The sequence below is a fragment of the Paraburkholderia sp. genome, assembly GCF_034668105.1.
GTDB lineage: Bacteria > Pseudomonadota > Gammaproteobacteria > Burkholderiales > Burkholderiaceae > Paraburkholderia.
The window spans coordinates 1-13,883 of sequence record NZ_JAXDPY010000499.1 but is presented as its reverse complement, the minus strand read 5'-3'; the positions used below and the strand labels follow the sequence as shown (position 1 = coordinate 13,883).

Here is a 13,883-nt window from a genome sequence, read left to right as displayed (position 1 = left end):
TCATCACCCGCCACACAGCGTATCCATTCGATGGCAATAAAAAAACCCCGCCCGGCTCGCGCCGGCGGGGTCTTTTTTGCTGAAGCGGACTGCGCTTAATCCACGAGCGCGGCGACCGGTTCAGTGCCTGCTGCTTCGGCGAGTGCCAATGCTTTGTCAGTGGCTTCCCACGTGAATTCCGGCTCTTCGCGGCCGAAGTGACCGTAGGCCGCGCTCTTCTCGTAGATCGGGCGCAACAGGTCGAGCATCTGGATGATGCCCTTCGGACGCAGGTCGAAGTGCTCCTGCACCAGCTTCGTGATCGTTGCATCCGACACGCGGCCCGTGCCGAACGTGTTGACCATCACTGAAGTGGGCTGAGCCACGCCGATCGCGTACGACACCTGAATCAGGCAGCGCGATGCCAAACCGGCAGCCACGATGTTCTTCGCGACATAACGGCCGGCATAGGCTGCCGAGCGGTCGACCTTCGACGGATCCTTGCCCGAGAACGCGCCGCCGCCGTGCGGCGCCGCGCCGCCGTACGTATCGACGATGATCTTGCGGCCCGTCAAACCGCAATCGCCTTGCGGACCGCCAATGACGAACCGGCCGGTCGGGTTCACGAGGAACTTGATGTCGCCCTTGATCAGCTCGGCCGGCAGCGTCGGCTTGATCACTTCTTCGATCACGGCTTCGCGCAGCACGGCCAGATCGATGTCCGGCGCATGCTGTGTGGACAGCACGACCGTGTCGATGGAATGCGGCTTGCCGTCGACATAGCGCACGGTAACCTGCGACTTCGCATCCGGACGCAGCCACGGCAGACGGCCGTCGCGGCGCAGATTCGCCTGACGTTCCACCAGACGGTGCGACAGGTGGATCGGCAGCGGCATCAGTTCCGGCGTTTCTTCACACGCATAACCGAACATCAGGCCCTGGTCGCCGGCGCCTTGATCGAGGTTGTTGTCGTGCGCACGGTCCACGCCTTGGGCAATATCTGGCGATTGTTTGTCGTATGCGACCAGTACTGCGCAGCCACGGTAGTCGATGCCGTAATCCGTGTTGTCGTAACCGATACGCTTGATCGTGTTGCGCGCGACCTGGATGTAATCGACGTTCGCCGTGGTGGTGATTTCACCGGCGAGCACGACCAGACCGGTGTTGCACAGCGTTTCGGCTGCAACACGCGAGTACTTGTCTTGCGTGAGGATGGCGTCGAGGATGGCGTCCGAGATCTGATCCGCGACTTTGTCGGGATGGCCTTCGGAAACGGATTCGGAGGTGAAGAGATAGTCGTTTGCCACGTTGCAGACTCCTGTTTGGTGGTTACGGTTGAGTTTCACGTAGCCAGCTTCGGGAGCTTGAAGCGGCGACGCTTTAGCGGATTACCTTACCGGCGGGGGCGTATCCCATGGATCGCACCCGCCAGCTTCGCCCCGCAAGTTGTCTATTAACTCGGCGAAGCCCTTATTATAGCGACTTCCTTTGATTGTCACAGAGTGTTCACCCGTGCTGGTTTTCGACCCGTCTTCAGGTTTCTTGAGCAAAGCGTCGCTCGACGCCCTAAACGGAGGGGCGGCATGTTGAGTCGTCTCGGCGCCTATCTGGCTATTGGATTCCTGAAATTTTTGGCCTTGCTGCCCTACGGTCTGGTCGCGCGAATGGGCGACGGGCTGGGCTGGCTGCTCTATCAGATCCCAAGCAACCGTAAGCGCATCGTCCACATCAATCTGAGTTTGTGTTTCCCGGAGTGGAGCGCCGCGCGCCGCGAGGAGATCGCGCAGAAACACTTCCGCCACGCGATCCGCAGTTATGTCGAGCGCAGCGTCCAGTGGTTCGCCTCGGCGAAGAAGCTCGAAAAGCTCGTGCAGGTGGATAGCGAGATCGATCTGCTGGATCCCGACATGCCGCCCACGCTGCTGCTGGGCGCGCATTTCGTCGGCATCGAAGCGGGCTCCGTGTTTATCAATCACGCGCTGCGCCGGCAGTGCGGCGCGCTCTATCAGCCGATGTCCAACAAGGTGCTCGACGATGTTGCGAAGGCCGCTCGCGGCCGTTTCGGCGCGGACATGGCGAGCCGGGCCGACAGTGCGCGCATCGTGCTGCGCTGGTTGCGCGACCACAAGCCGGTCATGCTCGGCGCCGACATGGACTATGGCATGCGCAACTCGACGTTCGTGCCGTTCTTCGGCGTACCCGCGTGCACGCTGACAGCCGTGGGACGCCTTGCCGGTGTCGGCCATGCGCAAGTGGTGCCGTTCATCGGCGAAGTGCTGCCGAATTACAAGGGCTACCGTCTCAAGGTGTTCAAGCCATGGCAGAACTACCCCACCGGCAACGACGAGGCCGACGCCCGCCGCATGAACGCCTTCCTCGAGGAGCAGATTCCCCTGATACCGGAACAGTATTATTGGGTGCACAAGCGCTTCAAGACGCGGCCGCCAGGCGAGCCGAGTGTTTATTGATCGGCCTTCGAAAAAAGTGCCCGGACGTGGAAACAAAGCGGCGTTCGGCGCATCTTGGGGCGCGTCACTTACAATAGCGTGATGAAATTGAAATTCACCAAAATGCACGGCGCGGGTAACGACTTCGTCGTGCTCGACGGCTACACCCAACCGGTCAACCTGACACCGGCGCAGGTGCGCGCGCTCGCGGACCGGCATTTCGGCGTCGGCGCCGACCAGTTGTTGCTGGTCGAGAAGCCCACCGTGGAGGGCGTCGATTTCAGATATCGCATCTTCAATTGCGACGGCGGCGAGGTCGAGCATTGCGGCAACGGCGCGCGCTGCTTCGTCAAGTTCGTGCGCGACCGTGGGCTGACCGACAAGCGCAGCGTGCGCGTGCAAGTGCAGAACGGCACCATCCTGCTGACCATGCAGGAGAATGGCGAAGTGCTGGTCGACATGGGCGCGCCCGTGTTCGAACCGGGGCGCGTACCGTTCGCCACCAAAGGTCTTGAAGGCCGCCGTGAAGGTGCTGACACGCTCTGGCCGCTCGATGTGAACGGGGTGACGCGCTGGATCTCCGTGGTGTCGATGGGCAACCCGCACGCAGTGCAAGTGGTCGACGACGTCGAGGATTTTCCGGTTCTCGTCGAAGGCCCGGTGATCGAGCGGCATGCACGCTTCCCGCAGCGAGTGAACGCGGGCTTCATGCAGATCGTCGGCCGTAGCGAGATCAAGCTGCGCGTCTACGAACGCGGCGCCGGCGAAACGCTGGCATGCGGCACGGGTGCGTGCGCGGCAGTCGCGGCCGGCATTCGCCGCGGCCTGCTGGAAGCGCCGGTGCTGGTGCACACGCACGGCGGCAAGCTGACCATCACGTGGGACAGCTCGCAAGACGGCGCACCGCTGCTGATGGCCGGCCCTGCGGCAACCGTCTTCGAAGGCGAGATCGAACTGGCCGAGGGACTTGCGCCGGTCTGACACCCGATTCAGTGGCCAAACGATCGGCCCGCGAAATACCACGCACGTGGCCTATGCGAGGTTTCGAATGGGCCGATGAATGGCCTGACGAATAGACTCACGATAGACCACCGAACAGGCCGATGAACAGGCCAACAAAGAAGCCGATGAAGAGCCGGACAATGCGGCTTCTTCACCGGCCGACCAAACTCACGACCGACGCGGCGCCCCCAGGCGTCGTCCCGTAGTCCTTTAGCCGATACCATGAACGATCGCGAAGTCGCCGAATATCTGCTCGCCAACCCCGAATTCTTCGCCGAACACGCGGAAATGCTCGCGACGATCCGGCTTGCGAACCCGCACGGCAAAGCCGCGGTGTCGCTGCAGGAGCGGCAGATGGAAATGCTGCGCGACAAGAACAAGCATCTCGAACGGCGTCTGGCCGAGTTGCTGCGCTACGGTCACGAAAACGACAGCATCGCTTCGAAATTCAATCGCTGGACGATCCGCGTGATGGCCGAGCGCGATCCCTACGCGCTGCCGCGCACGATTTCGAACGGTTTGCGGGATATTTTCGACGTGCCGCAAGCCGCGCTGCGCGTATGGGACGTAGCCGAGCCGTATGGGCAGGCCGAGTTCGCGCGCCATGTCGGCGAGGAAGTGCGAATCTTCGCGAACAGCCTCACCACGCCGTACTGTGGCGCGAACACCGGCTTCGAAGCGGCGCAGTGGCTGGTGCCGGCGGTGGCATCGGTGAGCGACGAGGGGTCCGCCGGCGGTACGAGCGAGGCCGCGCACGCCACCGAATCGATTGCGTTGCTCGCGCTGCGCGACCCCGAAGGCAAGGAAGAAGCGCCCACCTTCGGCCTGCTGGTGATGGGTTCGGCCGATCCGCGCCGCTTCCACGACGGCATGGCCACCGATTTCCTGACGCAGATCGGCGCGTTGGCAAGCGCGGCGCTGAGCCGTCTGCTGCCGCGCTGAACCGCCGAGCCACCTAAGGCCATCGTGACCGAAGCCGACCCGATCGCCGCCTACCTGTCGAATCTCGAACATGAGCGACGACTGTCGGCGCATACGCTGCGCGGCTATACCCACGAACTCGAAGAGCTCAAGCTGCTGGCCAAAGGGCGGCCGCTCGAAAGCCTCACCGCCGTCGATATTCGCGGTGCGGTTTCGCGGGCACATGCCGGCGGCCTGACGGCGCGCTCGATCAGCCATCGGCTGTCGTCCTGGCGAGCGTTCTACCGCTGGTTCGCGGGCCGCGTCGACCTACCGGCCAATCCGGTCGCCACCGTACGCGCGCCGAAACAGGCCAGATCACTGCCGAAAGCGCTTTCCGTCGACGACGCAACGCGCCTGATGGAAAGCCCGCCCCCCGCGACGCCCGAAGGTCTGCGCGACCACGCGATGCTCGAATTGTTCTACTCGTCGGGCTTGCGGCTGTCCGAACTGGTCGGCCTCGACGCCCGTTTCGCCGAGACCGACGGCTACCGCTCCGCGGGCTGGCTCAAGCTCGACTCCGCGGAAGTCGAAGTGCTGGGCAAGGGCAACCGGCGCCGCGTCGTGCCGGTCGGCAGCAAAGCGATCGCTGCGTTGAATGCGTGGCTCGGCGTGCGCGACCAGATGGTCAGGCACGACCCGCATCCGCTGTTTCTCTCGGCGCGCGGCAATCGGCTGTCGCCGAATGTCGTGCGTGATCGCGTGAAGCGCGCGGCGCTGGTCGCCGGCATTCCCGCCAATGTGCACCCGCACGTGCTGCGGCATTCGTTCGCCACGCACGTGCTGCAGTCGAGCGGCGACCTGCGGGCCGTGCAGGAACTGCTCGGGCACGCCAGCATCACCGCGACGCAGGTCTACACCGCGCTCGATTTCCAGCATCTCGCGCACGTCTACGATCAGGCGCATCCGCGCGCCAAAAAACGCGACTGATTCCGCTCGTTTGCTGTTTGCGGTTTGCAGTCTTCGCCTTCGCTTCACCCGCTGCGCGCATCGCAAGCCGCGCGGCCCATTGCTCTGCTGACACCCTGATGAATACCGTTACGCTCAAACCGTCGAAAGAAAAATCGCTGCTGCGCCGCCATCCGTGGGTCTATGCCAACGCGATCGATCGCGTCGACGGCAATCCCGCGCCCGGCGCGACCGTGCTGGTGCGCGCGCACGACGGCCGCTTCCTCGCCCGGGCGGCCTACAGCCCGCAGTCGCAGATTCGCGCCCGCGTGTGGAGTTTCGACGAAGCCGAGCCGATCGATCACGCGTTCTTCAAGCGCCGCGTGCAGCGAGCATTGGCGCATCGTCAGACGATGGTGCACAACACCGGCGCCGTGCGGCTGATATTCGGCGAAGCGGACGGCCTGCCTGGTCTGATCGTCGATCACTATGTCGCCGAAGACGAAGGCCAGCGCAGCCAGCTGGTGTGCCAGTTCATGGCGACGGGCGTCGAAGCATGGAAGGAAGCGATCGTCGCCGCGCTGGTCGGCGCGACGGGCTGCCCGAACGTCTACGAGCGCTCGGACGTGTCGATCCGCCAGAAGGAAGGGCTCGAGCAGATCACCGGCGTGCTGGCGGGCGACGCGCCGTCGGAAGCGCTGATTGCGAGCGAAAACGACGTGCGTTACCACGTCGACGTGCGCAACGGCCACAAAACCGGCTTCTACGTCGACCAGCGCGACAACCGCCTGCTGGTGCAGGAGCTGGCGAAAGATCGCGACGTGCTGAACTGCTTCTGCTACACGGGTGGATTTTCACTGGCGGCATTGAAAGGCGGCGCCAAACGCGTAGTGTCGATCGATTCGTCGGGCGACGCGCTCGCGATCGCGCAACAGAACGTGGCCGCCAACGGTTTCGACGCCGAGCGCGCAACCTGGCTCGACGCCGACGCGTTCAAAACCCTGCGCCGCCTCTACGACGAAGGCGAACGCTTCGACCTGATCGTGCTCGATCCGCCAAAATTCGCGCCGTCGCGTGAACACGTGGAGCGCGCCTCGCGCGCCTATAAGGACATCAATCTGACCGGCCTGAAGCTGCTGCGCCCGGGCGGCCTGCTGTTCACCTATTCATGCTCCGGCGCGATCGATTCGGAGTTGTTCCAGAAGATCGTGTCCGGCGCGGCGGCCGATGCGCGGGTCGATGCACGGATTCTCAAGCGCCTCGGCGCCGGGGTGGACCATCCGTTGCTCACCGCATTCCCGGAAGGCGAATATCTGAAAGGCCTGCTGTTGCAAATCGCCTGATCGCCCATAGTTTCAGGGCTATTTCCCAAGCGCCGCGCAGGGGTTCGCCCCCGCCGCGAGCGCCGGCTTGACAGATATGTTTCAATATCTCGCTAGATCGGGCCGCGCGCCGTCAGGCTGACGCGCCCGGCAAACCGGATTTGCAGACGCATTCGGTGCAGCTTGCGCGCCGCGCTTTTTGCGCTGCCGATTTCACGCCGCACATTTGCGCTGCACATTTGATTACGCACAGACTCACGTACCTACAGGCGACCAACATGATCCCAGTCACCATCCTGACCGGCTTTCTCGGCAGCGGCAAAACCACCCTGCTCAAGCGCATTCTGAACGAAAAGCATGGCATGAAGATCGCCGTGATCGAGAACGAGTTCGGCGAAGAGAACATCGACAACGAAATCCTCGTGCAGGACACCAGCGAACAGATCATCCAGATGAGCAACGGCTGCATCTGCTGCACGATCCGCGGCGATCTCTCGCGTGTGCTGGGCGATCTGGCGGCGAAGAAACAGTCCGGCGAACTGGATTTCGATCGCGTCGTGATCGAAACGACCGGCCTCGCGAATCCGGGCCCGGTCGCGCAAACCTTCTTCATGGACGACCAGATCGCCAACGAATTCCTGCTCGACGCGATCATCACGCTGGTCGACGCGAAGCACGCGAATCATCAGCTGGACGAACACGAAGTCGTGCAGCGCCAGGTCGGCTTCGCCGATCGCCTGTTCATCACGAAGTCCGATACAGTCGACGAAAAGCATGTGGACGATCTGCGCCACCGCTTGCTGCACATGAACCCGCGGGCGGCGATCAAGATCGTCAATTTCGGCGAGGCGGACATCAAGGAAATCTTCGACCTGCGCGGCTTCAACCTGAATTCGAAGCTGGAAATCGATCCGGACTTCCTCGCTGAAGACGAACACTCGCACAGCCATGCCCACGCGCATGACGAGCACGGCCACACCCATGCCGACCACGATGGTCACGATCACGAAAACTGCGATCACGACCACGGCAAGTGCGACCACGAAGGTCATGATCACGCGCATCACCATCACGCGCATCACGACGACAAGATCAAATCGTTCGTCTACCGCAGCGATCGTCCGTTCGATCCGAACAAGCTCGAGGACTTCCTCGGCGGCATTCTGCAGATCTACGGCGAGCGCCTGTTGCGCTATAAGGGCGTGCTGTATATGAAGGGCGTCGACCGCAAGGTGGTGTTCCAGGGCGTGCTTCAGATGATGGGCAGCGACCTGGCGGCGAAGTGGCAGCCGGTCGAGAAGAAGACCAACAAGATGGTGTTCATCGGCATTGAACTGCCGCAAGACCTGATCACCGACGGTCTCGACGCCTGTCTGGCGTAAATGTCTGCCGTGCATGCCGTGCCACGCGCACGGCATGCTGCGCGCTCCCGGCTGTGACCACGAGCGCTGTGCGGTCAAAAAAGCCAATCATCTGCAGAAAGCACCGCAAAAAAATCGTCCGAAAACCTGCTGAAATGTCGATTGTGTGAAAAGCACGTGAAAACCCTGCTGTATTAAAGCGTGCACGACCATCGCTTTTTGGTCGTTCGCGCGTTATATTTTCGGGATATCTGCGCTTGATGCGGGATTTTCACCAGTTGCGGTGCAGGATTGTGATTCAGTTACAATACGTGCCCACTGGAGAATGACAACGAATTGCCCGGTCGCGCGTATCCCGCGCTGGGCCTGAAACGGCGCCGGAAAATCTTGTCCGGAAAGCACGCCGACAATGCCGGCTGGCACAGCTGATAAAGCGCGCTGCTGGCAAGCAATGCCTCAGGAGCATTTGAGAATCGGTTTCCAGAGGAGTTCGGCCCCGCATCGGCGTATCGACGCCCGGCGTGTGGGCGCCAGGCGCTTCGGCGTCACGACAGTCCACCGTCCGTGCCCGCCCTGGCGCTCCGCGTCCTCGAGGCGCCTTTGCGGGCAATACGAAAGTGCGGGCACTATGTAAGAGTTTTGCCTCACATTGAAGAAGCAAGCCAGATGACGACGAAACGACTCTTGACCGAAGCCGAAATCCTGAAGATGAGCGACAAGGATTACATGAATGAGGATCAGCTCGCCTTCTTCAAGAACAAGCTCGAACAGCTGCAAGCGGACATTCTCCGCAATGCCGGCCAGACGACCGAGAACCTGCGCGAAACAGTCATCGTGCCGGACCCGGCCGACCGTGCAACGATCGAGGAAGAGCATGCGCTCGAACTGCGCACGCGCGACCGCGAGCGCAAGTTGCTGAAGAAGGTTCAGCAATCGATCGCGCGCATCGATTCGGGCGACTACGGCTGGTGCGAAGAAACCGGCGAGCCGATTGGCATTCCGCGTCTGCTCGCACGGCCCACGGCCACCCTGTCGCTCGAAGCACAGGAACGCCGCGAACTGCGCCAGAAGCTGTTCGGCGACTGAACGCCCGCGGCGCGGCTTCGGCTCCGCGCCCTTTTAAGCTGCTTCGTCGAGAGGCGCACGGTGATCTGTGCGCCTTTTTTCTTTTGTGCGTGCTTGCGCACAGTTCCCCGCCCTGAATCCCGTGTTTTTGTCTTATGCCATTTGCCGGCTCTTGATATGACCGCGCACGCCCTAAAATAAGCCGGACATGCGTTGCACGAGCGCGCGCCGGCGAGTTGATCGTTTCAGCTTTGCGCGCCGTCCGCTTCCAGGATTCAGGCGGTGGTGCTGCGCCACCGCGTCCTACCCGTTTTGCAAAGAGGAACGCATATGGAGCAATTTCACGGCACGACGATCGTTTCCGTGCGCCGCGGCGACAAGGTCGCGTTGGGCGGCGACGGCCAGGTAACACTGGGCAACATCGTCATGAAAGGCGGTGCGAAGAAAGTCCGGCGCATCTATAACGGCAAGGTGATGGTCGGCTTCGCCGGCGGCACGGCCGACGCCTTCTCGCTGCTCGACCGCTTCGAAGCGAAGCTGGAAAAACATCAGGGCAATCTGACCCGCGCCGCCGTCGAACTCGCCAAAGACTGGCGCACCGACCGCATGCTGCGCCGCCTCGAAGCCATGCTGATCGCGGCGGACGCCACTACCACCCTCGTCATTACCGGTAACGGCGATGTGCTCGATCCGGAAGGCGGCATTTGCGCGATCGGTTCAGGCGGCGCTTACGCGCAAGCCGCCGCGAAGGCACTCGTTGACAACACCGAGCTGTCGCCGCGCGAGATCGTGGAGAAGTCGCTGGAGATTGCCGGCGACATGTGCATCTATACGAACCATAACCGCGTCATCGAGACGATCGAGTAAGGACCCACGATGAGCACCATGACCCCTGCCGAGATCGTCTCGGAACTCGACAAACACATCATCGGCCAAGGCCGCGCGAAGAAAGCAGTCGCCGTGGCGCTGCGCAACCGCTGGCGCCGTCAGCAGGTTGAAGACCCGCTGCGTCAGGAAATCACGCCGAAGAACATTCTGATGATCGGACCGACCGGCGTCGGCAAAACCGAAATCGCGCGGCGTCTGGCGAAACTGGCCGACGCACCGTTCATCAAGATCGAAGCCACCAAGTTCACTGAAGTGGGTTACGTCGGCCGCGACGTCGATAGCATCGTGCGCGACCTGATCGAAATCTCGGTCAAGCAGACGCGCGAAACGGAAATGCGCAAAGTGCGAACCAAGGCCGAAGATCAGGCCGAAGACCGCATTCTCGACATCCTGTTGCCGAGCGCCCGCCCGGTTGGTTTCGGCGCGAGTTCGAGCGCGGTGGATACCGTCGACGAAGGCAGCACCACGCGCCAGACTTTCCGCAAGCGTCTGCGCGAAGGGCTGCTCGACGACAAGGAAATCGAACTCGACGTCGAACAGCCGCAAGTCGGCATGGACATCATGGGGCCGCCGGGCATGGAAGACATGACCGAACAGATCCGCTCGATGTTCGCGAACATCGGCGGCGGCAAGAAAACGCGCCGCAAGCTGAAGGTGAAGGAAGCCCTCAAGGTCCTCACCGACGAAGAAGCCGGCAAGATGCTCAACGACGAAGAGGTGAAAGCCAAGGCGGTGCAGAACGTCGAGCAGAATGGCATCGTGTTCCTCGACGAAATCGACAAGATCGCGTCGCGCAATGAAGCCGGCGGTGGCGAGGTGTCGCGTCAGGGCGTGCAGCGCGATCTGCTGCCGCTCGTCGAAGGCACCACGATCAACACCAAGTACGGCATGGTGAAGACCGATCACATTCTGTTCATCGCAAGCGGCGCGTTTCATCTGGCCAAGCCGAGCGATCTGATTCCGGAACTGCAAGGCCGCTTCCCGATTCGGGTCGAACTGGATTCGCTGTCGGTGGGCGATTTCGAATCGATCCTGGTGTCGACCGACGCGAGCCTCGTCAAGCAATACCAGGCACTGCTGGCCACGGAAGACGTACACCTCGAATTCGCCGACGACGGCATTCGGCGTATGGCCGAAATCGCATATTCGGTCAACGAGAAGACCGAAAACATCGGCGCACGCCGCCTGTACACGGTGATCGAAAAACTGCTCGAAGATGTCTCGTTCGCAGCCGGCAATCACTCGGGCAAGACGGTGCAGATCGACGCGGCATATGTCGATCGCGCGCTGAATGAAGTGGCGCAAGACGAGGATCTGTCGCGCTACGTACTGTGATGCCGATGTCGGCGTCGACTTTGATGCCGACACCGACGATCGTATCGATGCCAACGTTGATGCCGATATCGCGTTAAAGCAACCTACCTCGCACGTGGCCGGCTATGCTCAAGGCGTAAAAAACGGGCTGTCTTGTGAAAGACAGCCCGTTTTGCTTCCTGCCCGCGAGTGCAAGCAGCGCCCAGGCGAGACCGAGTGCTTACTGCCTGACTGGCCGCTTCGCCAACTTCCGCTGCAGCGTCCGACGATGCATGTTCAACGCGCGCGCAGTGGCCGAAATATTGCCGCCGTGCTCCGCGAGCACGCGCTGAATGTGCTCCCACTCCAGGCGCGCAACCGACAACGGCGTGGGACGCTCAATCGCTTCCTCAGCTTGCAACGCGCTCGCCTCGCTTTGCAGCGCCGACAAGATCGTCTCGACATTGGCTGGCTTTGCCAGGTAGTTATCGGCACCGTCTTTCACCGCCTGCACCGCCGTGGCGATGCTGGCATAGCCGGTCAACACCAGCATGCGCGCGTCAGGCTGCAAATCACGCAAAGGGGCAACCAGCGTAAGACCGGAGTCGTTGCCGAGATGCAGGTCTACCGTGATCTGCCCGAACTTCTGCAGGTTCGCCAACTTGATCGCCTCATCCGCGTTGTGCGCTTCGGCCACCGTATATCCGCGCCGCGTCAAGCCGCGGGCGAGGATGCCGGAGAACACCTCGTCGTCGTCGATCACCAGAAAATTCATATCGCTCATGCCTGTTTCTCCGTGTTGGATGGCGAAGTGCCTTGACGGCCCGCACCTGATAATTTGCGCCCAGCGAGCGGCAGTCTCAATACTGCACGCGTGCCACGCGGTTTGGTCTCGCTGACATCGTTCAGCTCGATCGATCCCCTCAGACGTGCCGCCGCGGAAAATGCCAGATACAGGCCCACGCCGTGCCCACCTTGTGTGCTGTCGACCGGCATCGTGCCGAGCGACCCCCGCAACGCAGCCGGAATACCAGGGCCCGCGTCACATACCTCGAATACAACCTGGTCGCCACGCGCCGAAAGCCTGCACGACAGCGTCACGTGATCGCGACTCGCCCGCGCGGCATTGTCGAGCAGAATCGTGAGAATCTGACTCACGGCAACCGTATCGTCAAGGCTGACACCCGCGGGCGGTACACCGATCCGCTCGAACTTCACATGCGGATGACGTAAGCGCCACTGCTCGCCGAACGACTCGAGCCATTCGACGACCGTTTGCCGGCTGGTGGTTGTCGAAGCACGGCTGCGCAGTCGCGCAAGCGCCGAAGTACACAGCGTCATTTGCTGTTCGAGCAACTCCAGATCGGCGCTGTACGGCGCCAGTCCCTTATCGGTTCGCGCGGCGTCGCGCAATTCTTCGGACAACATGGCAATTGTAGACAGCGGCGTGCCGATTTCGTGCGCGACGGTGGCGGCCTGCACGCCGAGCGCCACAGCGCGTTCGTCGTGAAGCAAGCGCTGCTGCGCGTCTCCGAGCGCTGCGTCACGTAGTCGCAGCGCGCGTGACATGCGCGCGACGAACCACGCAATCAGGCCGACGCTGACCATGAAGTTCACCCACATGCCGGCGCGATAGTATTCGAACAGGTTCGCGGGGTTGTCGAGATTCAGCGCTACGGAATCGAAACCGAGCACCGCATAACAGGCCACGGCGAATGCGGCGAGCCATGCCATCAGATGCCACGGCAACACGGCCGCGGCAATTGCGAGCGACGGCAGGTACAGCGAAACGAACGGGTTGGTGGTACCACCGGAGAGAAACAGCAGCGCCGACAACGCGCCGAGATCGACCCAGAGCTGGCCGAACAGTTCGAGATTGGACTCGGGCCGCTGCTGCGACACACGCCACCACGTCAGTCCATTGAAGATCACCTCGAGGGCGATCACCAGCAACATCGCAGGCAACGGCAGATGCACGCCGATGAACATCTGCACGAACGCGATCGTCATCAGTTGCCCGATGATCGCCAGGTTACGCAGCCAGAACAGATGACCGAGGTTGACCCGGCCGGTGTTGGTTATACGATGCATGACTTTTAGTTTACCTGTTCGGACTAGTCCGACTTACCGCGCGGCTTCGCGCCGGTAACATGGCATTTTTGCGACGGCGTTGCATAGGCCGATCGCTTATCACCGGTTCTTGCGCCGCCCAAACCCAGCCATGCTACCCACTTCTGATAGCGCGACACCCGCCTCGTCAGCTTTCCTGACTTTTCTGCGACATGCCGCCGCAGCCCGGCAAAATGGCACCGCAGAAGCGCAGGCCAATTGGCTCGATGCCGCCGCGCAATGTCACGCACTCGACGACGAGTCAATCGAATCGCTCAGTGCTGCGCTGCTCGAACAACATCGTCACAACGACGCGATCGAACTCGCCGCCATTATTGCTCAACTCGATCCGCATCGCGCTCTTGCGCATTTCCGTTTCGGCTACGCGCTGCAGATGGCAAACCGGCATGGCGACGCGATCGCGGCTTATCGTCGCGCGCTTGCCATCGATCCGAAATTACCGCGGTTGCGCAACAATCTCGCTGGCGCCCTTACGCTCACAGGTCGCGACCTGAACGAGCAACTCGCGCTACTGGAAAGCGCGGTTCATGACGAACCCGACCACGGCG

Annotated in this window: 13 protein-coding genes; 10 read left to right on the top strand and 3 right to left on the bottom strand. The window is 62.0% G+C overall.

What is annotated here, in order from left to right; genetic code table 11:
* Positions 1–95 precede the first annotated feature (95 nt).
* A complete protein-coding gene (metK, locus tag QOC89_RS22455) occupies positions 96–1,286 on the bottom strand; it encodes a methionine adenosyltransferase (protein WP_323047026.1) in 1,191 nt (396 codons plus the stop codon).
* A gap of 276 nt (positions 1,287–1,562) precedes the next feature.
* On the opposite strand from metK, the gene QOC89_RS22450 reads away from it, so the two are divergent.
* From QOC89_RS22450 to hslU, 9 genes are all read left to right on the top strand, one after another.
* Positions 1,563–2,447, top strand: a complete 885-nt coding sequence (locus tag QOC89_RS22450) for a lipid A biosynthesis lauroyl acyltransferase (RefSeq protein ID WP_323047025.1) — start codon at positions 1,563–1,565, stop codon at positions 2,445–2,447.
* Positions 2,448–2,528: 81 nt separating this feature from the next.
* Positions 2,529–3,407, top strand: a complete 879-nt coding sequence (gene dapF / locus QOC89_RS22445) for a diaminopimelate epimerase (RefSeq protein ID WP_323047024.1) — start codon at positions 2,529–2,531, stop codon at positions 3,405–3,407.
* A gap of 243 nt (positions 3,408–3,650) precedes the next feature.
* Complete coding sequence (locus QOC89_RS22440; protein ID WP_323047023.1) at positions 3,651–4,370, top strand: DUF484 family protein; 720 nt, start codon at positions 3,651–3,653, stop codon at positions 4,368–4,370.
* 24 nt (positions 4,371–4,394) lie between these two features.
* On the top strand, positions 4,395–5,318 hold the full coding sequence (xerC, locus tag QOC89_RS22435; RefSeq protein WP_323047022.1) for a tyrosine recombinase XerC: 924 nt from the start codon (positions 4,395–4,397) through the stop codon (positions 5,316–5,318).
* 98 nt (positions 5,319–5,416) lie between these two features.
* Complete coding sequence (locus QOC89_RS22430) at positions 5,417–6,619, top strand: class I SAM-dependent rRNA methyltransferase (RefSeq protein WP_323047021.1); 1,203 nt, start codon at positions 5,417–5,419, stop codon at positions 6,617–6,619.
* Between the two features lie 257 nt (positions 6,620–6,876).
* Positions 6,877–7,980: a GTP-binding protein gene (locus tag QOC89_RS22425; protein WP_323047020.1), complete on the top strand. Its 1,104-nt coding sequence runs from the start codon at positions 6,877–6,879 to the stop codon at positions 7,978–7,980.
* Between the two features lie 645 nt (positions 7,981–8,625).
* Positions 8,626–9,045 (top strand): RNA polymerase-binding protein DksA, encoded by a 420-nt coding sequence (gene dksA / locus QOC89_RS22420; protein ID WP_012431412.1) that lies wholly within the window; start codon positions 8,626–8,628, stop codon positions 9,043–9,045.
* Between the two features lie 309 nt (positions 9,046–9,354).
* Entirely contained in the window at positions 9,355–9,891 is a 537-nt protein-coding gene (gene hslV, locus QOC89_RS22415; protein WP_028197737.1) for an ATP-dependent protease subunit HslV, read from the top strand.
* A gap of 9 nt (positions 9,892–9,900) precedes the next feature.
* On the top strand, positions 9,901–11,247 hold the full coding sequence (hslU, locus tag QOC89_RS22410; protein ID WP_323047019.1) for an ATP-dependent protease ATPase subunit HslU: 1,347 nt from the start codon (positions 9,901–9,903) through the stop codon (positions 11,245–11,247).
* A gap of 199 nt (positions 11,248–11,446) precedes the next feature.
* On the opposite strand, the gene QOC89_RS22405 is transcribed toward hslU, so the two are convergent.
* Positions 11,447–11,989: a response regulator transcription factor gene (locus tag QOC89_RS22405; protein ID WP_323047018.1), complete on the bottom strand. Its 543-nt coding sequence runs from the start codon at positions 11,987–11,989 to the stop codon at positions 11,447–11,449.
* Entirely contained in the window at positions 11,986–13,296 is a 1,311-nt protein-coding gene (locus tag QOC89_RS22400; RefSeq protein ID WP_323047017.1) for an ATP-binding protein, read from the bottom strand. The genes QOC89_RS22405 and QOC89_RS22400 overlap by 4 nt, the downstream gene beginning before the upstream one ends.
* Before the next feature lie 130 nt (positions 13,297–13,426).
* Here QOC89_RS22400 and QOC89_RS22395 point away from each other — a divergent pair.
* The coding region (locus QOC89_RS22395; protein ID WP_323047016.1) for a tetratricopeptide repeat protein at positions 13,427–13,883 on the top strand (457 nt) is incomplete at its 3' end.

What these genes read in the sequence shown, in the direction of transcription:
- QOC89_RS22450 (WP_323047025.1), top strand. Translation starts at nt 1,563, where the DNA reads ATGTTGAGTCGTCTCGGCGCCTATCTGGCTATTGGATTCCTGAAATTT.
- dapF (WP_323047024.1), top strand. Translation starts at nt 2,529, where the DNA reads ATGAAATTGAAATTCACCAAAATGCACGGCGCGGGTAACGACTTCGTC.
- QOC89_RS22440 (WP_323047023.1), top strand. Translation starts at nt 3,651, where the DNA reads ATGAACGATCGCGAAGTCGCCGAATATCTGCTCGCCAACCCCGAATTC.
- QOC89_RS22430 (WP_323047021.1), top strand. Translation starts at nt 5,417, where the DNA reads ATGAATACCGTTACGCTCAAACCGTCGAAAGAAAAATCGCTGCTGCGC.
- QOC89_RS22425 (WP_323047020.1), top strand. Translation starts at nt 6,877, where the DNA reads ATGATCCCAGTCACCATCCTGACCGGCTTTCTCGGCAGCGGCAAAACC.
- dksA (WP_012431412.1), top strand. Translation starts at nt 8,626, where the DNA reads ATGACGACGAAACGACTCTTGACCGAAGCCGAAATCCTGAAGATGAGC.
- hslV (WP_028197737.1), top strand. Translation starts at nt 9,355, where the DNA reads ATGGAGCAATTTCACGGCACGACGATCGTTTCCGTGCGCCGCGGCGAC.
- hslU (WP_323047019.1), top strand. Translation starts at nt 9,901, where the DNA reads ATGAGCACCATGACCCCTGCCGAGATCGTCTCGGAACTCGACAAACAC.
- QOC89_RS22405 (WP_323047018.1), bottom strand. Translation starts at nt 11,989, where the DNA reads ATGAGCGATATGAATTTTCTGGTGATCGACGACGACGAGGTGTTCTCC.
- QOC89_RS22400 (WP_323047017.1), bottom strand. Translation starts at nt 13,296, where the DNA reads ATGCATCGTATAACCAACACCGGCCGGGTCAACCTCGGTCATCTGTTC.